The sequence below is a fragment of the Actinacidiphila yanglinensis genome (assembly GCF_900107965.1).
GTDB lineage: Bacteria > Actinomycetota > Actinomycetes > Streptomycetales > Streptomycetaceae > Actinacidiphila > Actinacidiphila yanglinensis.
Genome location: NZ_FNVU01000003.1, coordinates 42,561 through 65,739 on the forward strand (window position 1 = coordinate 42,561; position 23,179 = coordinate 65,739).

Sequence of the window (23,179 nt, forward strand, 5' to 3'; positions counted from 1 at the left end):
TCACCGGCGCGGCCCCACGGGGGCGTGGTGAACCACCGCAGCCGGTCCACGCTGCCGGGAGGCCCCGATGAGCGCAGACAACGCGGTGAACGCGGAGAATGCCGCCGACATCTTCCGGCGCGGGCTGCGCCGGATCGATCTGCGCCGGATCGACCTTCGACGGCTGAGCCGGGTGGCGCTCCTGGGGAGCAACGGCCACAGCAGGGGCCGCCTGCCCGGCGCGATCGAGCATCTGATCAAGGTCCACCGCACCCGCCACCCCGAGGCCGGGCGCGATGAGGTGGAGACGCTGCGCCGCGCCTATGTCCTCGCCGAGTCCTCGCACCGCGGCCAGACCCGCAAGAGCGGCGAGCCCTACATCACCCACCCTCTCGCGGTCACCCTGATCCTCGCCGAACTCGGCGCGGAGACCACCACTTTGACCGCCTCGCTGCTCCACGACACCGTCGAGGACACCGAGGTGACGCTCGACCAGGTCCGGCTCGGCTTCGGCGAGGAGGTCTCCTATCTCGTCGACGGGGTCACCAAGTTGGAGAAGGTCGACTACGGCGCCGCCGCCGAGCCCGAGACCTTCCGCAAGATGCTCGTCGCGACCGGCGACGACGTCCGTGTGATGTCGATCAAGCTGGCCGACCGGCTGCACAACATGCGCACCCTGGGGGTGATGCGGCCCGAGAAGCAGGCCAGGATCGCCAAGGTCACGCGTGACGTGCTCATCCCGCTCGCCGAACGCCTCGGCGTGCAGGCGCTCAAGAGCGAACTGGAGGACCTGGTCTTCGCCATCCTCCATCCCGAGGAGCACGCGGGCACCCGCGTCATGATCGAGATCGCCGCGGCCCGGCCCGATCCGCTCGCCGCCGTCGCCGAGGACCTGCGGGACGTGCTGCGCGAGGCGGGCATCACCGCCGAGGTCGGTATCCGCCCCCGCCACACCGTGTCCGTGCACCGCCTCATGCTCAAACGCGGCGTGACCGAACTGGGTGGCTGCGACTTCGGCCGCCTTCTCGTGCTCGTCGACGAGGACGCCGACTGCTACGCCGTACTCGGAGAACTCCACACCTGTTTCACCCCTGTCATCGCCGAGTTCAAGGACTTCATCGCCGCTCCCAAGTTCAACCTCTACCAATCCCTCCATACGGCCGTTGCCGACCGGCACGGCCGGGTTGCCGAAGTGCTGGTGCGCACCCGGCGGATGCACCGGGTCGCCGAGGCCGGTGTGATCGCCCTGGGCAACCCCCACGCGTCCGAGGCGCCACAAGGTGCCGAGACAGCCGTTGCCGATGGTGAAGGCGGGGACGGCTGGGCCGACCCCGACCCCACCCAGCCGGGCTGGCTCGCGCGGCTGCTGGAGTGGCAGCGCTCCGCACCCGATCCCGACACCTTCTGGACGGCGCTGCGCGACGACCTCGCCCAGGACCGCGAGATCACCGTCTTCACCCGCCAGGACGGCGACGCCTCCGGCACGCTCCGGCTGCCCGCGGGCGCCAGCTGCGTGGACGCCGCCTATGCGGTGCACGGCGAGGCCGGCCATGCCTGCCTCGGCGCACGGGTCAACGGCAGGCTGGCCCCGCTGAGCACCCGGCTGCGCGACGGCGACGCCCTCCAGCTCCTGATGGACGATGCCGCCGGCACGACGCCGGATCCCGAAGGCCCGGACCCGGAGTGGCTGGAGCATGCCACCACCCCGGCCGCCCGGATCGCCATCACCGGCTGGCTGGCCCTGCATCCCGGGGGGGCCGGCGAGGATCGGCCGGCCGCGGCGCCCGCCGCCCGCCCCGCGCCGGCAACCGGCAGCGCGCCCGACGCCGAACCGGTCGCGGTGACCGACCTGCCCGACGCGACGGTGCGGTTGGCGCGCTGCTGCACCCCGGTGCCGCCCGACCGCGTGACGGGCTTCGTGATCCGCGGCGGCACCGTCGCCGTACACCGGGAGGGCTGTCCGGCCGGCTCGCGCATGGCCGCCTCCGGGCGGGCGGCCGTGCCCGTCCGATGGCGCGACGGCACCCCCTCGGGGAACTTCCGCGCCACCGTCCTCGCCGAGGCGCTCGGCCGCCCGAGGCTGCTGGCCGACCTCACCGAGGTCATCGCCGGCCAGGGGATCGGCATCGTCGCCGCTGCCGTGGAGCCGCCGCAGGAGCACCGCGTCCGGCACACCTACACCGTGGAGCTGCCCGCGCCCCAGGCCCTTGCGGACCTGATGCGGGCGATGAGATCGGTGCCGGGCGTGTACGACGTGTACCGCGCTCAGCCTGCTGTCGTTGCTTCTCGTCCTTGATCACACTGAGTAAACGGACGGTCGCTCCACGGCGTTCCGGATTCCCGTCACTCGTGAGGGTGATCCCGTACGGATGCGTTCGGAACGCGGGATGCGGGCCCGGGACGCCCGTCGGGCCGAAAGTCACGTGACCGTTCCGCCCGGGCGTGCGACCATCGACTGTAACGGCGCCGCTACGGTCGCCGGCCACTGAACATACGACCGAAGGACCCGATGACCTCTCAAGCTCACTCCTCTTCTTCGAACAACCGCCAGCGCCTCCCGGAGAGCCTTCGGGCCGATGCCCTGATGGAAGAGGACACGGCCTGGAGTCACGACATCGACGGCGATCGGGACGGCGACCAGTTCGACCGCTCCGACCGCGCGTCCCTGCGCCGGGTCGTCGGACTCTCCACCGAGCTGGAGGACGTCACCGAGGTCGAGTACCGGCAGCTCCGCCTGGAGCGCGTGGTGCTCGTCGGGGTGTGGACCTCCGGCACCGTCGACGACGCGGAGAACTCGCTCGCCGAACTCGCCGCCCTCGCCGAGACGGCCGGCGCCGCCGTGCTCGACGGTGTGATCCAGCGCCGCGACAAGCCCGACCCGGCCACCTACATCGGCTCCGGCAAGGCGCAGGAGCTGCGGGACATCGTCGTCGAGACCGGCGCCGACACCGTGGTCTGCGACGGTGAGCTGAGCCCCGGCCAGCTGATCCACCTCGAGGACGTCGTCAAGGTCAAAGTGGTCGACCGCACCGCGCTGATCCTGGACATCTTCGCCCAGCACGCCAAGTCCCGAGAGGGCAAGGCACAGGTCTCGCTCGCACAGATGCAGTACATGCTGCCGAGGCTGCGCGGCTGGGGCCAGTCGCTGTCCCGGCAGATGGGTGGCGGTGGCTCGGGTTCCTCGGGCGGTGGCATGGCAACCCGTGGACCCGGTGAGACCAAGATCGAGACCGACCGGCGCCGTATCCGCGAGAAGATGGCCAAGATGCGCCGGGAGATCGCGGAGATGAAGACCAGCCGCGACCTCAAGCGCCAGGAGCGGCGCCGCCACAAGGTGCCGTCCGTGGCGATCGCCGGCTACACCAACGCGGGCAAGTCCTCGCTGCTCAACCGCCTCACCGGCGCCGGAGTCCTGGTGGAGAACGCCCTGTTCGCCACCCTGGACCCGACGGTCCGGCGCGCCGAGACCCCCAGCGGGCGGCTCTACACACTCACCGACACCGTGGGCTTCGTCCGGCACCTGCCCCACCACTTGGTGGAGGCGTTCCGCTCCACGATGGAGGAAGTCGCCGACGCCGACCTGATCCTTCACGTGGTGGACGGCTCGCATCCGGTGCCGGAGGAGCAACTCGCGGCGGTCCGTGAGGTGTTCCGCGATGTCGGCGCGCTCAAGGTGCCGGAGATCGTGATCGTGAACAAGGCGGACGCGGCCGACCCGCTCGTCCTGCAGCGGCTGCTGCGCGCCGAGAAGAACGCCATCGCGGTGTCCGCGCGCAGCGGGCAGGGCATCGACGTCCTGCTCGGCATGATCGACGACGAACTGCCCCGCCCTGACGTGGATGTCGAGGCACTGGTGCCCTACACACACGGCGGGCTGGTGTCGAAGGTGCATGGCAGCGGTGAAGTGCTGTCCGAGGAGCACACCGGCGACGGCACCCTGCTGCGGGTGCGCGTGCACGAGGATCTCGCCGCCGAACTGGCGCCGTTCACCCTCGCCGCCCGGCGCTGACCGGGCGGCGAGCCGGCCGGCCCGCGGTGCGGCGCAGGAACCCCGCAGCAAAGGTCACGCACCAAAGGTAAGGACCCGCCTCCTGGAGGCGGGTCCTTACCTTTTCGTCAGGGGCTCCGCAGCGCTCAGCTGAACTTCTTGCTCACCGCGTCGTACAGCGTCTTTGCGTCCTCGCCCAGCCGGGGTCCCGCCAGCCATGTCGCCGTCACCGGGCCGATGGAGGTGTTGCTGACCAGCCCCGTCTTCCCGTCCGGCATCTTGGCGAACCACCCGCCGCCGGACGCGCCCCCGGTCATGGTGCAGCCGAGCCGGTACTCCGTGGGCGCCGAGGCGAGCAGCGACAGCCGTCCCGGCTTGCCCTGGCACGCGTACATCCGCTGCCCGTCGTAGGGCTCCTCGGCCGGGTAGCCCCACGCGCCGATCGTCTGGATCTGCGTGGTCGAGGGAGCGTCGAACCAGACCGGCATCGCCGCGCCGACCGTCTCCTGGAGCGACTTGCCGCCCGAGCCCTTCGCGGGCGTCACGTGCAGCACCGCGAAGTCGTAGGGCGAGCCGCCGCCGCCCTCCTCGGAACCGGTCTGCATCCACTGGTCCGACGTGCTGGCCCAGTCCGCCCACCACACGCCGTACGGCGCCAGCTTGTCCAGGCTCGCGTTCGCCAGCGCCGCCGCGCTCTGGCCGCCGTCGTTGTAATCCGGCACGAAGGCGATGTTGCGATACCAGCCGCCGTCCTTGCCGGCGTGCACGCAGTGCCCGGCCGTCCACACCAGGTTCGACTTGCCCGGGTGCGCCGGGTCGTCCACCACGGTGGCGGAGCAGACCATCGGCCCCTTCGGGCTGTCGAAGAAGAGCTTGCCGACCGCCGGGGCACTGTCGTGGTAAGGCGTGCTGACCTTCTCGGCCGCCTCGGGCGCCGGCACCGGGTCGGTCTTGCCCATGTCGGCGGGGACGTCAGCGGGCACCTGCTTGTCGTCCTGGTCGGCGCCCTTCATCCGGTCGTCGCTCCACAGACCGTCGATCACCGGGTTGACGAAGTCCTGCGCCTTGCGCAGCCACGTCGACTTGTCCCAGTTCTTCCAACCGCCGTCCTTGTACGCCTGCTCCCACTTCTTCAGGTCGCCGAGACCCGTGGGCAGCGACGTCGGCAGTCCGGGCAGCGTGCTCCCGCCGGTCTTGACGCTGCTCGGCGTCGTCGTCGCTCTGCTGTCCGCGCTGTTCCCGGACGCCCCGCACGCGGTGGCCGCGCCCGCGAGAAGTGCGGCGGCCGCCACGGCGATCAGCGGCCTGCGTATCGATGGCATGGACGTATGTCCCCCTGTGTGGTGCGTTCCTGGCTCGTGTGGTGCCTGATTCATTGACGGCGCCGGGAGAGCGGACGGTTCCAGCGGAAAGTGCGAGCACGGCCCGTGATCGGTCAGTGACCGCGTCGTTAGTACGGATGGGGGACAGACGGACGGAACGCCGAGCAGGAGGAGAGCACACGTGGCGGCCACTTCGAGCGTGCCGGGACAACTCACGGCACCCGCCGAAGACTTCGGTTCGGGGGAGGCGATCCTGTACAGGCAGGCGCAGCGCGAGTCCGCGGCGCGCACCTATGCGAGGTCGCTGCCCGTGGTGCCGGTCCGGGCCCGCGGGATGACCGTGGAGGGTGCCGACGGCCGCCGGTACCTGGACTGCCTGTCGGGCGCCGGCACCCTGGCGCTCGGCCACAACCACCCCGCCGTCCTGGAGGCGATCCGGCGGGTACTGGACTCCGGAGCGCCGCTGCACGTGCTGGACCTCGCCACGCCGGTGAAGGACGAGTTCACCACCGCCCTCTTCGAGACACTGCCTCCCGCCCTCGCCGACCACGGACGGATCCAGTTCTGCGGGCCGGCCGGCACCGACGCGGTCGAGGCCGCCATCAAACTCGCCCGAATCGCCACCGGCCGCGCGGGGCTGCTCGCCTTCTCCGGCGCCTACCACGGCATGACGGCCGCGGCCCTCGCCGCCACCGGTGACACCGAGGCGCGCGCCGTCGTGGAGTCGGACAGCCGCGTCACCCGCCTGCCGTACCCCTACGACTACCGCTGCCCGTTCGGAACCGGCGGTGAGCGAGGCGCCGAGCTGTCCGCCCGCCTGACCGCCAGCCTGCTCGACGACCCCAAGGGCGGGGTGCAGCACCCCGCCGCCATGCTGGTGGAGCCGGTGCAGGGCGAGGGCGGTGTCATCCCGGCGCCGAACGACTGGCTGCGCCGCATGCGCGAGATCACCGCGGCGCGCGGCATCCCCCTGATCGCCGACGAGGTGCAGACCGGGGTCGGGCGCACCGGCACCTTCTGGGCTGTGGAGCGCAGCGGCATCGTGCCGGACGTCATGGTGCTGTCCAAGGCCATCGGCGGCAGCCTGCCGCTCGCGGTGATTGTCTACCGCGAGGAACTGGACGCCTGGCACCCAGGCGCCCACGCCGGCACGTTCCGCGGCAACCAGCTCGCCATGGCAGCGGGCACCGCCACGCTCCGCTTCGTCGCGCGGCACGCCCTGCACGAGCGCGCCGAGGCGGTCGGTTCCCGCATGCTGTGCCGGCTGCGCGGCCTGGCCGCCCACCACAGCTGCATCGGCGACGTCCGCGGCCACGGACTGATGATCGGCGTCGAACTCGTCGACGCCGACGCCGCACCCGACGACTACGGCGCGCTGCCCGCCGCGCCCCGCCTCGCCGCGCGCGTCCAGCAGGAGGCGCTGCGGCGCGGCCTGATCATCGAGCTGGGCGGTCGCCATGCCAGCGTCGTACGGCTGCTGCCCCCGTTGACCATCACCGACGAGCAGGCCGAAGCCGTGCTGGACCGGCTCGCCGACGCCATCGAGGCCGCCGGCAGGCCCGAGTCCGGGAGCCGCAGTGACTCAAGGGGTGCAACGGCCACGGGGGTCGATCCGGTGCGCAGCGGAGGCGTCCGGACGGCAGGCGCCCCGTGAGGCCTGACCCGCGACGCGAGCAGCCCCGCCGCGCGATGCCGCATCCCCCTGCCGACCGCTTCAGCACCGTGTCGCGGACCGACCACCGTGTCGCCCCGCACCACCGGTGCGCCGCTTCCCATCCCCCCGCAGCACACCATCGCACCACCGCAGCGCAGCTCTGCCGTACCGACAAGTGAGGCCCCAGGCATGACCGCACCCGTGGACCCCGCCGGCCCCGACAGCCATGGCACCGCCACCTCCGTGCCACCTCAACGGACACGCTCCGTCCGCGTCGTCAACAGTCCCGACCCCTTGGCGCGCGACGAGCCGTACGCCGTGGCCGACGCGGCCGGCACCGAGGCGCTCCTGCGCTGCTGGACCCGTGAGAAGGGGTTGCCGAAGCCGGTCGACGGGCTGCTGAGGGTGCCGCTGCCGGCCGCGGGCACCGAGGCCGGCGCGGTCGTCCACCACTGGTCGGCCACCGGCCACCACCGCTTCGGCCCCGCTCGTCTGACCGCCGCCGACCAGCGCCCGCTGACGGCGGTCGAGCTGGCCGCCCTGCTGGCCCGGGAGAGCGGTGCCGAGCCCGCCGAGGGGGCCGAACTGGTCGCCAGGGTGGCCGACTCGGTGCGCCGCACCGCCGTCTTCGTCACCGACCGGCGCGAACGCCCCGGCGGCACCGACCCCGAGCTTCCGTTCCTCGACTCCGAGCAGGCGCTCATCCTCGGCCATCCGCTGCACCCGACGCCCAAGAGCCGCGATGGCCTGGGCGACGCCGAGGCGGCGGCCTTCTCCCCCGAGTTGCGCGGCGCCTTCCCGCTGCACTGGCTCGCGGTGGACCACTCCGTGCTCGCCACCGACTCGGCCTGGACCGACCGTGGCCGCACCGTCCCGGCACCCGACCTGCTCGCCGCCCTTGCCGGCCCCTCCCTGGCCCTGCCCGCTGGCACCGCGCCCCTGCCGCTGCACCCGTGGCAGGCCCGCGAGATCCGCCATCGGCCCGCCGTGCAGGCACTGTTCGACGCGGGGCTGCTGCACGACCTCGGGCCCTGCGGGGACGACTGGCACCCCACCTCCTCGGTCCGCACGGTCTACCGGCCGGGCGCCCCGGCCATGTTGAAGCTCTCGCTGGCCCTACGCATCACCAACTCCCGCCGGGAGAACCTCCGCAAGGAACTGCTGCGGGGCACCGAGGTGCACCGGCTGCTGCGCAGCGGGCTGGCGGCCCGCTGGCACCAGGCCCACCCGCGGTTCGACATCGTCCGCGACCCCGCCTGGCTGGGCGTCGACGACCGGGACGGGCGCCCGGTCATCGGCCTGGACGCCGCCCTGCGGCACAGCCCCTTCGGCCCCGGTACGCAGGCGCACTGCGTGGCCGGACTGACCTCCCCGCGGCCCTGGCCGGGGGTGGCCGCGCCGGCGCTGGTGTCCCTGCTGGCGGCGCTGGTCGGCCGCCTCTCCGAGCGCACCGGGCGGCCGGGGACGGCGGTCGCCACCGAGTGGTTCCTGCGCTACCTGGACGCGGTGGTCCGACCGGTCCTGTGGCTCGACGGCGAGGCGGGCATCGCCCTGGAGGCGCACCAGCAGAACACCCTGGTGCTGCTCGACGCCGAGGGCTGGCCCTGCGGCGGCCACTACCGCGACAACCAGGGGTACTACTTCCGCGAGTCGCACCGCGACGCGCTGGAGGGGCAACTGCCCGGCATCGGGGCGCACAGCGACACCTTCGTGTCCGACGAGGTGGCGGACGAGCGCTTCGCGTACTACCTCGGCATCAACAACGTGCTCGGCCTGATCGGCGCCTTCGGGGCGCAGCGGCTCGCTGACGAGGAAGTGCTGCTCGCCGCCTTCCGCCGCTTCCTCGGCGCCGCGGCGCACGGTCCGAGCAGCCTGCCCGACCGCCTGCTGCACAGCCCGCACCTGCGCTGCAAGGCGAACCTGCTGACGCGGTTGCACGGAATGGACGAGCTCGTCGGGCCGGTCGACACCCAGTCCGTGTACGTCACCCTGCCCAATCCGCTGGCCCGCTGAGCGGCTCACCGCAGCCGCCCGGCCACTACGCCCCTCGCCCGCGCGCCCTTCCGCGCCCGCCCGGGACAGGAAGGAGTTCCGTTGCCATCCGCCGACTCCAGCACCGAGGACACCCTCGACCTGAAAATGCCACCGGAGGTCCTCGCGCTGTTCGCGGAGGGTGCGACGGAGGAACCGACGCGCGAGGCGGCGCGGTACCGAGGGGAGGACCGCGCGACGAGCGGACTGCTCGACCGCGTCGCGTCCTGGCCGTCCGCCGACACTCCCGGCGGGCAATTCCGGCTGGTCCCGGTCGACCTCGGCCGGGACCTGGAGACGATCACCCGGTGGATGAACGATCCGGCGGTAGCCGAGTTCTGGGAGCTGGCGGGCGAGCAGGGCGTCACGGAAGCGCATCTGCGGGCCCAACTCGACGGGGACGGCCGCAGCGCGCCCTGTCTCGGTGTGCTCGACGGGGCCGCGATGAGCTACTGGGAGATCTACCGCGCCGATCTTGACCCGGTCGCCCGCTACTACCCGGCCCGGCCGCACGACACCGGGCTCCACCTGCTCATCGGCGGTGTGGGCGACCGCGCCCGCGGCCTGGGCGGCATGCTGCTGCGGGCGGTCTCCGACCTGGTGCTCGACCACCGGCCCGCCTGCGCACGGGTGATCGCGGAACCCGACCTGCGCAACACCCCCTCCGTGGCCGCCTTCCTCGCGGCCGGCTTCCGGCTGTCCGCGGAGGTCGAACTGCCGGGGAAGCGTGCGGCCCTGATGATCCGCGACCGCGCCCTGCGCGACCGGATGTGACGTCGCCGGCGTCGCGCGCGCCGTACGGCCCGGCCGGCCGCGTCCGACCGAGGTCGCCCATGCCCCAGTACGTCCAGCCGCATCCCGGTTGTCCCCGACCGGCATCGGCCCTCTCGCACGCAGCCCTTCCGTCCCGTCCGCAGGAGCCCATCGTGACGATCTCATCCCCGACCGAGTCCGGCGCCGCCTGGGAGCGCGCGTCCCGGCGCCTGCTCGCCAAGATGCTCGCCGAGTTCGCCTACGAGGACGTGATCGCGCCGCAGCCCGATCCCGCCGCCGGCAGCGACGCGTACCGGATCGACCTCGGGCCCGACGTCACCTACCGGTTCCGCGCACGCAGGGGCTCCTACGGGAGCTGGTACGTGGACGCCGACAGCATCACTCCGACCGGTGACCCGCTGGACTTCCTCGCGCACGGGCACCACAGCGTGCTCGGCCTCAGCGGGGACACCACCGGGCATCTGATCAGGGAACTGCTCGCCACGCTGCGTGCCGACGTACGCCTCGACTCCACCGCGCTGACGGCCGCCGAACTCGCCGACCTCGGCTACGCGGAACTCGAAGGGCACCAGACCGGCCACCCCTGGCTGGTAGCCAACAAGGGGCGTATCGGATTCTCGGACGCCGACGCCGCCCACTGGGCCCCCGAGGCCCGCAGACAGCACCGGCTGCCGTGGATCGCCGTGCACCGCGACCTCGCCGCATACCGGGGCACCGGCACCCTGACCACCTCCGACCCGCTCTACGCGGAGGAACTTGCCCCCGCCGACCTCGACACCTTCCACCGCACCATCGCCGACCACGGCCGCGACCCCGCCGACTACCTGCTGCTGCCCGTCCACCCCTGGCAGTGGGAGCAGATCGTCGCCCCGCTCTTCGCACCCGCCGTCGCCGACGGTTCCCTCATCCGACTCACCACCGACAGCGACCTCCGGCTGCCGCAGCAGTCGATCCGCACCTTCCTCAACATCACCCGCCCGCAGCGCCGAACGGTCAAGCTCCCGCTGTCGGTGCTCAACACCCTCGTATGGCGCGGCCTGCCCACCGAACGCACCCTGGCGGCTCCCGCGGTCACCGCCTGGGTGCACAGGGTGCGCGACCACGACCGCTTCCTGCGCGACGAGGCCAGGGTGATCCTGCTCGGCGAGGTGGCGTCCGTCACCGTGGCCCATCCGCAGTACGACAAGATGCCCGCGGTGCCGTACCAGTACCGCGAACTGCTCGGCTGCATCTGGCGGGAGCCGCTGACCCCCTATCTCGCCCCCGGCGAACGGGCCCGCACCCTCGCCGCTCTGCTGCACACCGACCCCGCCGGTCGCGCCTTCACCGCCGAACTCGTCGCACGCTCCGCACTTTCCCCGCAGGTGTGGCTGAGACACCTCTTCGCCGCGCTTCTCCCTCCTTTGCTGCACTTCCTCTACCGCTACGGCACGGTCTTCTCCCCACACGGCGAGAACGCGATCATCGTCTACGACGAGCACGATGTCCCGGTCCGGCTGGCGGTCAAGGATTTCGTCGACGACGTGAACATCTCGGCGCAGCCGCTGCCGGAACACGACACCATGCCTGCGGATGTCCGCGCCGTGCTGCTCACCGAGCCGCCGGAATTCCTCACCCAGTTCATCCACTCGGGCCTGTTCGTCGGGGTGTTCCGCTATCTGGCACCGCTGTGCGAACGGCAACTCGGCGTTCCCGAAACCGAGTTCTGGACCCTGGTGCGGGGGGAGATCATTCGCCACCAGGAGCGCTTCCCCGAACTCAAAGATCGTTTCGCGCTCTTCGACCTGTTCACCCCGCGCATTGCCCGGCTCTGCCTGAACCGCAACCGGCTCCACCTCGACGGGTACCGTGACCGCGCCGACCGCCCGCACGCGGCGGTGCACGGGACCGTGCCCAATCCGCTCTGCGGGCCCTGAACGAGCCGCCCGGCGCCGATACGATTCGCCTGGCGGCCGTCGACGAACGGCCCGACGGCGGGAGTGGGATGGGCGGGGAGTCCGGCGGCGGGAGATGCCCGGAGTGCGGCACGACCGGCGCGCACCCCGGGCAACTGGTCTGCCAGGGGTGCTATCTGCCCTTCGCGTTGATGGCAGCCACCCTCGGCAGTGACGCGGGCACGGCGGACACGGACACCACGGACATGGGTCCCGCGAACCCAGGGAGCAAGGTTTCCCCGTCCGATCCGACGCGCGAGCACACCCGCGTCCTCGGCCGCCTGACGAGTTCCGCGTCCGGCAGCGCGAAGACCCGAAGGGACACCCCGCCGCGCGCGGTGCGACTGCGCTTCCCGGGTGACCAGGTCGTCGCGGTCGAGCCCGGCCGGCACATCCGACTGGGCCGCGAGCCGCGGCTGTGCCCGGCCGTCGCCTTCCTCGCCGCCCACGACAACCTGTCGCGCCTGCACGCCACCGTCACGGTCGAGGCCGACGGTTCCGCGTCGATCACCGACGAAGGCTCCATGAACGGCACGTTCCTGCACGGCTACCGGCTTCCGCCCCATGAGCCCGCGACGCTGCACCCGGGCGACGCCATCCGGCTCGCCGCGAACGTCACCGTTCGGGTGCTGCCCTGACCGCCGCGTAGGAGGCGACGCACCGGGCGACGGGGTGCTCGGCGCCCAAGGACACCGACGCTTCACGCGCCAACTCCGCGAGGCGCCTGGCCACCGAGGGCACGCCGTTCAGACCCTCCAGCGCACGGGCCCGGCCGAAGAGCGCCGCGAAGGACGCCGGGGCCGTCTCGGCGCCTTGCCGGGCGAGTTGCTGGAGCGCCTGCCAGTACCGCCGGTCCGCGTCGGCGAAGCGGCCGGCCGCCAGGAGCCCCTCACCCTCCTCCAGCAGCGCCCACACCACCTGCCGCGTCCCGGAGTCCAGGGCGGTGGGCGTACGGGGGGCGGGGGACGGGTGCTGCAGAGCCCGCAGCCGCCCCTCCACCTCGCGCGCGGTCGCGGGCCGGTCCGCAGGGTCCTTGGCGAGCAGACCGTGCACCAGGTGGGCGAGGTCGGCCGTCACCTCGGTGCGGCGCCGCTCGATCCGCTCGGGCGCCTCGTGCACGTGCGCGTACGCGTAACCGATGACGTTGCCTGCCGAGAAGGGCGGGCCCTCGGCGAGGAGCGCGTACAGCACGCAACCCAGCGAGTACAGGTCGGACTGGGCCGTGACCTCCCGGCCCTGCGCCTGCTCGGGCGACAGGTAGGGAGGTGAACCCATCACAGCGTGCGGATCGGTGAACCGGGCCGGTTCCGGGTCGCGCTGCGCCACCAGCCCGAAGTCGCAGATCTTGACCACGCCGCCGGGCAGCAGCATCAGGTTCTCCGGCTTGACGTCGCGGTGCACGAGGCCGTGCTCGTGGGCATGCTGCAGGCCGGCGGCGATCTGGGCGCCGTACGCCAGGACGTCGGCCACCGGAAGGCCGCCCCGCTCCAGCAGTACCTGGCCGAAGTCCCGGCCTGCCAGCAACTCCATCACCAGGAAGGGGCGGCCGTCGTGCTCGCCCGCGTCATGGACGGTCGCCACGTTCGGGTGGCCGAGCGCGGCTGCGGCGAGCGCCTCGCGGCGGAAGCGGCCCTGGCGCTCCATGCGTTCGTGTTCGGCCCACTCGGCGCGCAGGGTCAGTACCTTTACCGCCACCCGGCGTCCCAAACCCTCGTCGAGGGCGGCGTACACCTGCCCGAAGCCGCCGCCGCCCAGCTGCTCCTCCAGCCGGTAGCGGCCACTGAGGAGCATCCCGGGCCCGATCTCGTCCGGCGCCCCGCCCGTACCGCCCACCCCTCCCACTGCGCCTCCGGTCACTCGTGGCAGTCGCGTGCCGGTGGCTCCGGCGCCGGGGACCCCTGCTGTACCGGCGACTCCGCCTGCACCGGTGACGCCTCCTGCGGCCACCACAGGGAGGACGGCAGACCGACCATCGTGGGTTCCGCGGCCGCGGCGGCCTGCTGCGGTCCGACCGTACCGTCCGTCGCGTCGTCCTCGAAGACGAACTGGCGGCCGCTGGGCAGCAGTTCCAGGCGGTCGTGCAGCACGATCGCGTCCCCGCGCCGCAACTGCCACTGGGTGCCGCGGTACAGGGGCAGCAACTCGTCCCCGGTCGGCCGGCGGCGTCGGATCCGCGTGCCGTTGGCGCTGCGCTCGTCGACGACGGTCAGCCCCGCGCCGTCGTAGCCGAGCACCACATGGGTGCGGCTGACCGACTCGACCGCCGTGTCGTCGATCCAGGCGCCCAGGGCCACCCCTCCGCCGGCCGGGGCCCGGCCCACCGCCACCGGCTCGCCGGCCGTCACCATGAAGCGGCCGCGGACGGTGCCGTCCATGACCACCTTCATCTGCGCGCGGCGCGGCCGCGGCCCGGCGTCCGTCAGTGGCAGGCCGTGCGTGGGGCACAGCACCCGCTTGCCCCGGCGGCGCGGGAGCGCGGAGCCCGGGTGGTCGCCCGTGCCGAACAGCGGGCAGTCCGCCTGCGGGCAGCGCCAGTCCCGGCTGAGCACGTCCCGGTGCGCCGACGGGGCCCAGCGCCTGAGCACCCCTGCCTCCAGGAGCAGGCCCTCCTCCTCCTTGCGCGAGACCTGCCACTCCGGTGGCACCGGCATGACCCGCGGGCGTACCACCAGGGCCCCGTCCGGTCCGAGCAGCGGCCTGAGGAAGTGGTCGCGGTCGCCCGGGATCCACGGGTAGGCGCGGTGGAAGTCGAGGAAGTTGTCCGCGCTCACCACCTGCAATTCGAGCGTGTCGGCGAGCTCCAGGATGCGGTCGTCGGCCCTGGGCAGCACCTCGAGGAGCCGGTCGCGGTACCAGCGGTCCAGACGCTCGCGCTCCTGCGGCTCCAGGCGGCCGTCGGTCAGCAGCGAGCGGTCCGTGATCGGGTAGACCTGCACCGCGGGGTCGTGTGCGAACTGAGCCAGGGCGTCGAGCAGTGCCTCGAAGCGGCTCAGGTCCGCCGCTCTGTCCCCGCCGAGCGCCGGCTCGCGTACGACGTTCGCCACGTCGATCACGTACTCCGCTGCCGAGGCATCGAGGGTCAAGCGGCTCTCGCACTGCATATGACCAGAAAATAGCAGGGAGCGATCGCGGTGGTCCCGGGAACCTCCGCGCGGGCCACCCCCACCGGTGGCTCCGTCCGGATCGGGACCGCGGTGTCGGTGGGGCGCCGTAGGCTGGCCTGCCTATGACTGCCACCACCCCACCCGCCCTCACCGACCTGCTGCACGCCGCCGTCACCGCCGTCGGCGGCGTGGAGCGGGAAGGCCAGGTCACCATGGCGCAATCCGTACAGGCCGCCGTGGAAGACCAGTCGCATCTGCTCGTCCAGGCCGGCACCGGCACCGGCAAGTCGCTCGGCTACCTGGTGCCCGCCCTGGCACACGGCGAGCCCGTGGTGGTGGCCACCGCCACCCTCGCCCTCCAGCGGCAGCTGGTCGAGCGCGACCTGCCGCGGACGGTCCAGGCGCTGAAGCCGCTGCTGCGGCGCGAACCGCAGTTCGCGATCCTCAAGGGACGTTCGAACTACCTGTGCCTGCACCGGCTGCACGAAGGCGTGCCGCAGGACGACGAGGACGGCCTCTTCGACCCCTTCGAGGCCGCCGCGCCGACCAGCAAGCTCGGCCAGGACCTTCTGCGGCTGCGCGACTGGGCCGACGAGACCGGGACCGGCGACCGGGACGGACTCAGCCCCGGCGTCTCCGACCGTGCCTGGAGCCAGGTCTCGGTCACCTCCCGCGAGTGCCTGGGCGCCACCAAGTGCGCCTACGGGGCCGAGTGCTTCGCGGAGGCCGCACGCGAGCGCGCCAAACTCGCCGATGTCGTCGTGACCAATCACGCGCTGCTCGCCATCGACGCCATCGAGGGCGCCCCGGTGCTGCCGAGCCACGAGGTGCTGATCGTCGACGAGGCGCACGAACTGGTCTCCCGTGTCACCGGAGTCGCCACCGGCGAGCTGAGCCCGATCGGGGTGAACCGCGCCGTCAAACGCGCCGCCAAGCTCGTCAACGAGAAGGCCGCCGACGCGCTCCTGAGTGCCGGGGAGGGCTTCGAGCGGGTGATGGAGCTGGCTCTGCCCGGCCGGCTGGAGGAGATTCCCGAGGACCTCGCCTACGTGCTCGCCGCGCTCCGCGACGCCTGCCGGCTGGTGATCACCGCGCTGGGCGAGACCCGGGACAAGTCCGTGCAGGACGAGGACGTGGTCCGCAAGCAGGCCCTCGCGTCCGTCGAGCACGTCCATGAGGTCGCCGAACGCCTTGTGCAGGGTTCGGAGTTCGACGTGGTGTGGTGCGAGCGGCACGACAGGTTCGGTGCGTCGCTGCGGGTGGCGCCGCTGAGCGTGTCGGGCCTGCTGCGCGAGAAGCTCTTCAGCGAGCGGTCCGTGGTGCTCACCTCCGCCACGCTCAAGCTGGGCGGCGACTTCAACGGGGTGGCCGCCTCGCTCGGCCTTGCCCCCGAGGGCGCGAAGGCAGCCGAGGGCGAGGAGGACCCGCCGCCATGGAAGGGCATCGACGTCGGGTCGCCCTTCGACTACCGCCGCCAGGGGATCCTGTACGTCGCGAAGCATCTTTCCCAGCCGGGCCGCGACTCCGGCCGCGAGGACATGCTCGACGAACTCGCCGACCTGGTGGAGGCGGCAGGCGGTCGCACTCTCGGGCTCTTCTCGTCGATGCGCGGCGCCCAGGCAGCCGCGGAGGCGATGCGGGGGCGGTTGGACCACCCGGTGCTGCTCCAGGGCGAGGAGACGCTGGGCGAGCTGATCCGCGCGTTCGCCGAGGACGCCCGGACCTGCCTGTTCGGCACGCTGTCGCTGTGGCAGGGGGTGGACGTGCCGGGCGTGAACTGCCAGCTTGTGGTGATGGACCGGATCCCGTTCCCGCGGCCGGACGACCCGCTGATGAGCGCGCGGCAGAAGTCGGTGGAGGAGCGCGGGGGGAACGGCTTCATGGCGGTGGCGGCCACGCACGCCGCCCTGTTGATGGCGCAGGGCGCCGGGCGGCTGATCCGCGCCACGGGAGACCGGGGCGTGGTGGCGGTGCTCGATCCGCGGCTTTCCACCGCGCGTTACGGCGGCTTCCTGCGCTCGTCGATGCCCGAGTTCTGGTACACCAACGACCGGAACCAGGTGCGGAAGTCGCTGGCGGCGATCAATGCCGCGGCGGAGCAGCCGGTGGCGGCGGAGGCTGCGGAGACGGCCGAGGTCTAGCTGCTGAGGTGCCGCTGCCGGCGGCGCACGGTGGTGGGGCGTGCGCGGAGCGTCGTCCCCGCCGCCCCGGCACCGGGCGCTCGCCGACCGCAGCGGCTCCTGCCGGCCGTCCCGGCCGCGCTGGGCTGCCTGTTGGGCGGTTGCGCGGGGCGGCAGCGGGCGGGTCTCCAGAGCCCTCCAGAGGGCACGACAGGGCCCAGCAGGCCGCCCGTGGCGGACTGCTGGGCCCTGTCGGTCCTGTCTGCTGCCGGCGGCTGTGAGAGGCCGGCTCAGGCTCGCTCAGATTCGGCGGAGCACCGCCACGACCTTGCCGAGGATCGTCGCCTCGTCACCGGGGATCGGCTGGTAGGCCGCGTTGTGCGGCAGCAGCCACACGTGGCCGTTGTCCCGCTTAAAGCGCTTCACGGTGGCCTCGCCGTCGAGCATCGCCGCGACGATGTCGCCGTTCTCCGCCACGGGCTGGCGCCGCACGGTCACCCAGTCGCCGTCGCAGATCGCCGCCTCGATCATCGAGTCGCCGACCACCTTCAGCACGAACAGCTCGCCGTCGCCGACGAGTTGCCGCGGCAGCGGGAAGACGTCCTCGACGGACTCCTCGGCGAGGATCGGACCGCCGGCCGCGATCCGGCCGACCAGCGGGACGTACGACGCCGAGGGCTTGCCGGTGGTGTCGGTGGGCTGCGGGTGGCTCGCGTCGGACGCGCGGACCTCGTACGCGCGCGGGCGGTGCGGGTCGCGGCGCAGGAATCCCTTGCGCTCCAGCGCCATGAGCTGGTGGGCGACCGAGGAGGTGCTGGACAGCCCGACGGCCTGGCCGATCTCGCGCATGGACGGCGGATATCCGCGGCGCTGCACGGAGTCCCGGATGACCTCGATGACGCGCCGCTGGCGCTCGGTCAGTCCGGAGCTGTCGGCGCGAATACCCGGGGGCCGTCCGGGGAGTGCGCGCGCGGGCTTCGGGGCGTTGTCTTCGTTCGTCACGTCCAACGGGCCGATTCCGTCCGGGGAGCGGTCATGGGCGGGCAATGTGGCAGTGGCGCTCTCTGCGGTGGTGGTCACGGCGGCCCCTTTCGAGTTGTTCTCCACCGCATGGACTGCGGTCGGCTCGCATCCGCGTGCGGGCAGTTAGTACAACGGTAGTGGGTTTCGAAAGGTTGCGCCAAACACACGTTCGAGTGAATTAGCGTAAATCTGCTGACGCGATCAAGGTACCGGGTGTATTGATCGAATGGAAGTTCGATTCCCACATCACTTCCGGCGTGCCGGTCCAGGGTGCCGGATCGCGTGTGCGCGGCGACGCGCGGGGTGGTCCGCATTCCGTCGCAGCCAGTCTCGCACCGCCCCCGCGCGTCGCTTTCCGGACACCTTCCCGTACGCTCCGGGATGTCGCGGACGCGCTCTGTGGCGACCTCCGCAGTCACGACACGCGGACGGCACCCCTTGATGCACGAGCACCAGATCTAGTGGTTGGATAGGGCCCGGCCACCACAAGTTGTGGTTTCCAAGCGGGTCCGATGACTCCAATGTCGTTGCGATCGCCTATGCTTGAGGCTGCTTCGGGGGTTCGAGCAGGGCCCTGCGGAAGCATGTCCGCCGTGTGCTCACCGTGGTGAGGAAGGGAGTGGGAAACGCCGTGCACTGCCCCTTCTGCAGACACCCCGACAGCCGCGTCGTCGACAGCCGGACCACCGATGACGGCGCCTCGATCCGCCGCCGTCGGCAGTGTCCTGACTGCGGGAGGCGCTTCACCACCGTTGAGTCGGCCTCGCTGATGGTGATCAAGCGCAGCGGCGTCACTGAGCCCTTCAGTCGCAACAAGGTGATCGCCGGGGTGCGCAAAGCGTGCCAGGGCCGGCCGGTCACCGAGGACGCCCTCGCCCAGCTCGGGCAGCGCGTCGAGGAGGCGGTCCGGGCCACCGGCAGCGCCGAGCTGTCCACCCACGACGTGGGGCTGGCCATACTCGGCCCGCTCCAGGAGCTCGACCTCGTCGCCTACCTGCGGTTCGCCAGCGTCTACCGGGCCTTCGACTCCCTTGACGACTTCGAGCGGGCCATCACGGAGCTGCGCGAGCAGCTCCCACCCATGACTCCCGGCGGGCTTGACGAGGACCTCGGGGTCCCCGCGCCCGCAGTCGCCGACTGATCGGCGCCGGGACACGGATTTGCCCCGGTGCCCCTAGGGCCCGAGGCGGCAGACAACACACCGTGCTGCGGGAAGAACCGCGCACATCAGGGCGTTTTGCCCGTATAGGGAGGCGGAATGACAGAGACGACGAGCGGCCCGGCACGCGGTTCGCGCACCAAGGGGACGAAGGTGGCCAAGGGCCTGCGTGTCGAACGCATCCACACGACCCCGGGCGTGCACCCGTACGACGAGGTGGTCTGGGAGCACCGTGACGTCGTCATGACGAACTGGCGCGACGGGTCGATCAACTTCGAGCAGCGTGGCGTCGAGTTCCCCGACTTCTGGTCGGTGAACGCGGTCAACATCGTGACCAGCAAGTACTTCCGCGGTGCGGTCGGCAGCCCGAAGCGGGAGAAGAGCCTCAAGCAGCTCATCGACCGGGTGGTGCTCACCTACCGCAAGGCAGGCGAGAAGAACGGCTACTTCGCCGGCCCCGCGGACGCCGAGATCTTCGAGCACGAGCTGACGTACGCCCTGCTGCACCAGGTGTTCAGCTTCAACTCGCCGGTGTGGTTCAACGTCGGGACGGCCCAGCCGCAGCAGGTCTCGGCCTGCTTCATCCTGTCGGTCGACGACTCGATGGACTCGATCCTGGACTGGTACAAGGAAGAGGGGATGATCTTCAAGGGCGGCTCGGGTGCCGGCCTGAACCTCTCCCGCATCCGCTCCTCCAAGGAACTGCTGTCCTCCGGGGGCAATGCCTCGGGCCCCGTCTCCTTCATGAGGGGCGCCGACGCCTCCGCGGGCACCATCAAGTCGGGCGGTGCCACCCGCCGCGCCGCCAAGATGGTGGTCCTGGACGTCGACCACCCCGACGTCGAGGCCTTCATCGAGACCAAGGTCAAGGAAGAGCAGAAGATCCGCGCCCTGCGGGACGCCGGCTTCGACATGGACCTCGGTGGGGACGACATCACCTCCGTCCAGTACCAGAACGCCAACAACTCGGTCCGGGTCAACGACGAGTTCATGAAGGCCGTCGAGGACGGCCGCGAGTTCGGACTGCGCGCCCGGATGACCGGTGAGGTCATCGAGCAGGTCGACGCCAAGGCGCTGTTCCGCAAGCTGGCCGAGGCGGCATGGGCCTGCGCCGACCCCGGCATCCAGTACGACGACACCATCAACCACTGGCACACGTCCCCGGAGACCGGCCGGATCACCGCGTCCAACCCGTGCAGCGAGTACATGCACCTGGACAACTCCAGCTGCAACCTCGCGTCGCTGAACCTGATGAAGTTCCTGCGCCATGACGACCAGGGACACCAGACGTTCGACGCCGAGCGCTTCGCGAAGGTGGTCGAGCTGGTCATCACGGCGATGGACATCTCGATCTGCTTCGCCGACTTCCCGACCGAGAAGATCGGCGAGACCACTCGCGCCTTCCGCCAGCTCGGCATCGGCTACGCGAACCTGGGCGCGCTGCTCATGGCCACCGGGCACGCGTACGACTCGGACGGCGGTCGCGCGCTGGCCGGCGCCATCACCTCCCTGATGACCGGCACGTCCTACAAGCGGTCCGCCGAAATGGCCGCCGTGGTCGGTCCGTACGACGGCTACGCGCGCAACGCGGACGCCCACAACCGCGTCATGAAGCAGCACTCGGACGCCAACACCGTCGCCAAGCGGGTGGACGACCTCGACACCCCGGTGTGGGCCGCGGCGACCGAGGCGTGGCAGGACGTCCTCCGGCTCGGTGAGAAGAACGGTTTCCGCAACGCCCAGGCGTCGGTGCTGGCCCCCACCGGCACCATCGGCCTGATGATGGACTGCGACACGACCGGTGTGGAGCCCGACCTGGCGCTGGTCAAGTTCAAGAAGCTGGTCGGCGGCGGCTCGATGCAGATCGTGAACAACACGGTCCCCGTCTCGCTCAAGCGCCTGGGTTACCAGGAGGAGCAGATCGAGGCGATCGTCGCCCACATCGCCGAGCACGGCAACGTGATCGACGCGCCCGGCCTCAAGCAGGAGCACTACGAGGTCTTCGACTGCGCGATGGGCGAGCGGGCGATCTCCGCGATGGGCCACGTGCGGATGATGGCCGCAGCCCAGCCCTTCCTGTCGGGTGCCATCTCCAAGACGGTCAACCTGCCGGAGTCCGCGACCGTCGAGGAGGTCGAGCAGGTCTACTACGAGGGCTGGAAGCTCGGCCTGAAGGCGCTCGCGATCTACCGCGACAACTGCAAGGTCGGCCAGCCGCTGTCGGCGAAGAAGAAGCAGGACGCGAAGGCGGACGCCACGGCCGAGGCCCCCGCCCCGGTGGAGAAGGTGGTCGAGTACCGCCCGGTCCGCAAGCGCCTGCCCAAGGGCCGCCCCGGGATCACCACCTCCTTCACCGTCGGTGGCGCCGAGGGCTACATGACGGCGAACTCCTACCCGGACGACGGCCTCGGCGAGGTCTTCCTGAAGATGTCCAAGCAGGGCTCGACCCTCGCGGGCATGATGGACGCCTTCTCCATCGCGGTCTCCGTCGGCATGCAGTACGGCGTCCCGCTGGAGACCTACGTCTCGAAGTTCACCAACATGCGCTTCGAGCCCGCCGGCCTCACCGACGACCCGGACGTGCGGATGGCGCAGTCCATCGTGGACTACATCTTCCGCCGCCTGGCGCTGGACTTCCTGCCCTTCGAGACCCGCTCCGCCCTCGGCATCCACTCCGCCGAGGAGCGCCAGCGGCACCTCGACACCGGCTCCTATGAGGCCGGTGAGGACGACGTCGACGTCGAGGGACTCGCGCAGTCCGCGCCGCGCCACGTGGAAGCCCCCAAGCCGCTGTCGGTGGCCAAGCCCGCGGCCGCGGCTCCCGCTCCCAAGGAGGCGCACAACTCCACGGAGCTGCTGGAGATCCAGCTCGGCCTGAACGCCGACGCACCCCTGTGCTTCTCCTGCGGCACGAAGATGCGTCGCGCCGGAAGCTGCTACCTCTGCGAGGGCTGCGGCTCGACCAGTGGGTGCAGCTGAGCACTGACCGGCCAGGGCCGAACTGAGCGGCTGATGCCGGGTTGATCGACTCGGATCCGACCGGCCGAGTGACGTCGCGCAAAGCGATGCCACCCGGCCGGTCGCGTCGTTCGCGGGCACTGCTCGTCGGCGCTGCCCCTCGGGCACGGGGCGTCGGGTCCGGTTCCTCGGGCCGGAGACGGTGGGCGCGCGGCGGTTGTGGCGTTCGGGTGAACATCGGGAAGCGGGTGTTTCGCGCGTCAGGGCGACGTGGGGAACAGTTCCGGGAGAAGGACGTCCGAGGCGAGGGAAAACCGCCTCGGGCACGGTGAAGTCATCGATGAGCGAGGGGGATTGGTCATGGCAGGTGTGGACATTCGGTACGTGGGCGGGCCGACGGCGGTGGTGACGATCGGCGGGCTCCGTCTGCTCACCGATCCGACGTTCGACGCACCGGGGGAGTATCCGATCGGCGCCAGGAAGCTGGTGAAGACGGCAGGGCCGGCCCTGGGGCCCGCGGAGGTGGGACCGGTCGACGCCGTGTTGCTGTCGCACGACCAGCATCCGGACAACCTCGATCGTGCGGGCCGGGATCTGCTGGCCGAGGCGCCGTTGGTGCTGAGCACGCGCTCGGCCCACGACCGGCTCGTCGGCGCGGTGCGCACGCTGCCGAACTGGGAGCACGTCGACCTGCCCCGGCCGGACGGCGGGGTGCTGCGGGTGACCGGCGTGCCCGCGCAGCACGGTCCGGACGGCAGCGAGAAGCTGGTCGGCGAGGTCACGGGGTTCGTGCTGTCGGGCAGCGGCCTGCCGACGGTCTACGTCAGCGGGGACAACGCCTCGCTCGAGGTGGTGCGGTCCATCGCCGCGCGCCTGGGGCCGTTCGACGTGGCCCTGCTGTTCGCGGGCGCGGCCCGCACCGAGCTGGTGCCGGACGGCACACTGACCCTGACCAGCGCCGAGGCGGCGGAGGCCGCCGTGATCCTGGGTGCAGGACAGGTCGTGCCGCTGCATTTCGAGCAATGGGCGCACTTCACGGAGGACGGCGACAGCCTGGAGGCGGAGTTCGGGAAGGCGGGTCTGGCCGACCGCCTGCACCGGCTCGGACCAGGTGCTTCCATAGCGCTCTGAGC

The 23,179-nt window shown here is 71.7% G+C and carries 15 protein-coding genes; 11 read left to right on the plus strand and 4 right to left on the minus strand.

Going from position 1 to position 23,179, the window contains the following annotated elements:
- The first annotated feature begins 67 nt into the window (after nt 1-67).
- Together C4U44_RS07260 and hflX are read left to right on the plus strand one after the other, a co-directional pair.
- Nucleotides 68-2,275 carry a RelA/SpoT family protein gene (locus tag C4U44_RS07260; protein ID WP_103884827.1) on the plus strand — a complete coding sequence of 736 codons (2,208 nt, stop codon included), beginning with the start codon at nt 68-70 and terminating at the stop codon, nt 2,273-2,275.
- Between the two features lie 213 nt (nt 2,276-2,488).
- Nucleotides 2,489-3,988, plus strand: a complete 1,500-nt coding sequence (hflX, locus tag C4U44_RS07265) for a GTPase HflX (RefSeq protein ID WP_103884828.1) — start codon at nt 2,489-2,491, stop codon at nt 3,986-3,988.
- 125 nt (nt 3,989-4,113) lie between these two features.
- Here hflX and C4U44_RS07270 read toward each other — a convergent pair whose 3' ends face one another.
- Nucleotides 4,114-5,289 carry a trypsin-like serine peptidase gene (locus C4U44_RS07270; protein ID WP_103884829.1) on the minus strand — a complete coding sequence of 392 codons (1,176 nt, stop codon included), beginning with the start codon at nt 5,287-5,289 and terminating at the stop codon, nt 4,114-4,116.
- 199 nt (nt 5,290-5,488) lie between these two features.
- Here C4U44_RS07270 and C4U44_RS07275 point away from each other — a divergent pair, with 199 nt between their 5' ends.
- The 5 genes from C4U44_RS07275 (at nt 5,489) to C4U44_RS07295 (ending at nt 12,320) form a co-directional block, all read left to right on the plus strand.
- Nucleotides 5,489-6,943, plus strand: a complete 1,455-nt coding sequence (locus C4U44_RS07275; protein ID WP_103885266.1) for a diaminobutyrate--2-oxoglutarate transaminase family protein — start codon at nt 5,489-5,491, stop codon at nt 6,941-6,943.
- A gap of 189 nt (nt 6,944-7,132) precedes the next feature.
- On the plus strand, nt 7,133-8,956 hold the full coding sequence (locus tag C4U44_RS07280) for an IucA/IucC family protein (RefSeq protein ID WP_103884830.1): 1,824 nt from the start codon (nt 7,133-7,135) through the stop codon (nt 8,954-8,956).
- 126 nt (nt 8,957-9,082) lie between these two features.
- On the plus strand, nt 9,083-9,748 hold the full coding sequence (locus C4U44_RS07285; protein WP_103885267.1) for a GNAT family N-acetyltransferase: 666 nt from the start codon (nt 9,083-9,085) through the stop codon (nt 9,746-9,748).
- A gap of 59 nt (nt 9,749-9,807) precedes the next feature.
- Complete coding sequence (locus tag C4U44_RS07290) at nt 9,808-11,664, plus strand: IucA/IucC family protein (RefSeq protein WP_103884831.1); 1,857 nt, start codon at nt 9,808-9,810, stop codon at nt 11,662-11,664.
- 170 nt (nt 11,665-11,834) lie between these two features.
- Nucleotides 11,835-12,320, plus strand: coding sequence for an FHA domain-containing protein (locus C4U44_RS07295; RefSeq protein WP_160144994.1), 486 nt, complete (start codon nt 11,835-11,837; stop codon nt 12,318-12,320).
- On the opposite strand, the gene C4U44_RS41470 is transcribed toward C4U44_RS07295, so the two are convergent.
- Nucleotides 12,298-13,524 (minus strand): serine/threonine-protein kinase, encoded by a 1,227-nt coding sequence (locus C4U44_RS41470; protein WP_160144995.1) that lies wholly within the window; start codon nt 13,522-13,524, stop codon nt 12,298-12,300. The two genes, C4U44_RS07295 and C4U44_RS41470, sit on opposite strands and share 23 nt — an antisense overlap.
- An 11-nt stretch (nt 13,525-13,535) precedes the next feature.
- The gene (locus C4U44_RS41475) at nt 13,536-14,783 is read right to left on the minus strand and encodes an FHA domain-containing protein (protein WP_160144996.1); all 1,248 of its coding nucleotides are present in this window, start codon (nt 14,781-14,783) and stop codon (nt 13,536-13,538) included.
- Nucleotides 14,784-14,908: 125 nt separating this feature from the next.
- Here C4U44_RS41475 and C4U44_RS07305 point away from each other — a divergent pair, with 125 nt between their 5' ends.
- A complete protein-coding gene (locus C4U44_RS07305; RefSeq protein WP_103884833.1) occupies nt 14,909-16,927 on the plus strand; it encodes an ATP-dependent DNA helicase in 2,019 nt (672 codons plus the stop codon).
- A 279-nt stretch (nt 16,928-17,206) separates the two neighbouring features.
- On the opposite strand, the gene lexA is transcribed toward C4U44_RS07305, so the two are convergent.
- Complete coding sequence (lexA, locus tag C4U44_RS07310) at nt 17,207-17,986, minus strand: transcriptional repressor LexA (RefSeq protein ID WP_103885268.1); 780 nt, start codon at nt 17,984-17,986, stop codon at nt 17,207-17,209.
- Nucleotides 17,987-18,560: 574 nt separating this feature from the next.
- Between lexA and nrdR the strand changes: the two genes are divergently transcribed.
- The 3 genes from nrdR (at nt 18,561) to C4U44_RS07325 (ending at nt 23,177) form a co-directional block, all read left to right on the plus strand.
- Nucleotides 18,561-19,070, plus strand: a complete 510-nt coding sequence (gene nrdR / locus C4U44_RS07315) for a transcriptional regulator NrdR (protein WP_103884834.1) — start codon at nt 18,561-18,563, stop codon at nt 19,068-19,070.
- Between the two features lie 117 nt (nt 19,071-19,187).
- Nucleotides 19,188-22,067, plus strand: coding sequence for a vitamin B12-dependent ribonucleotide reductase (locus C4U44_RS07320; RefSeq protein ID WP_103884835.1), 2,880 nt, complete (start codon nt 19,188-19,190; stop codon nt 22,065-22,067).
- 339 nt (nt 22,068-22,406) lie between these two features.
- The gene (locus C4U44_RS07325; protein WP_103884836.1) at nt 22,407-23,177 is read left to right on the plus strand and encodes an MBL fold metallo-hydrolase; all 771 of its coding nucleotides are present in this window, start codon (nt 22,407-22,409) and stop codon (nt 23,175-23,177) included.
- The last annotated feature ends 2 nt before the right edge of the window (nt 23,178-23,179 follow it).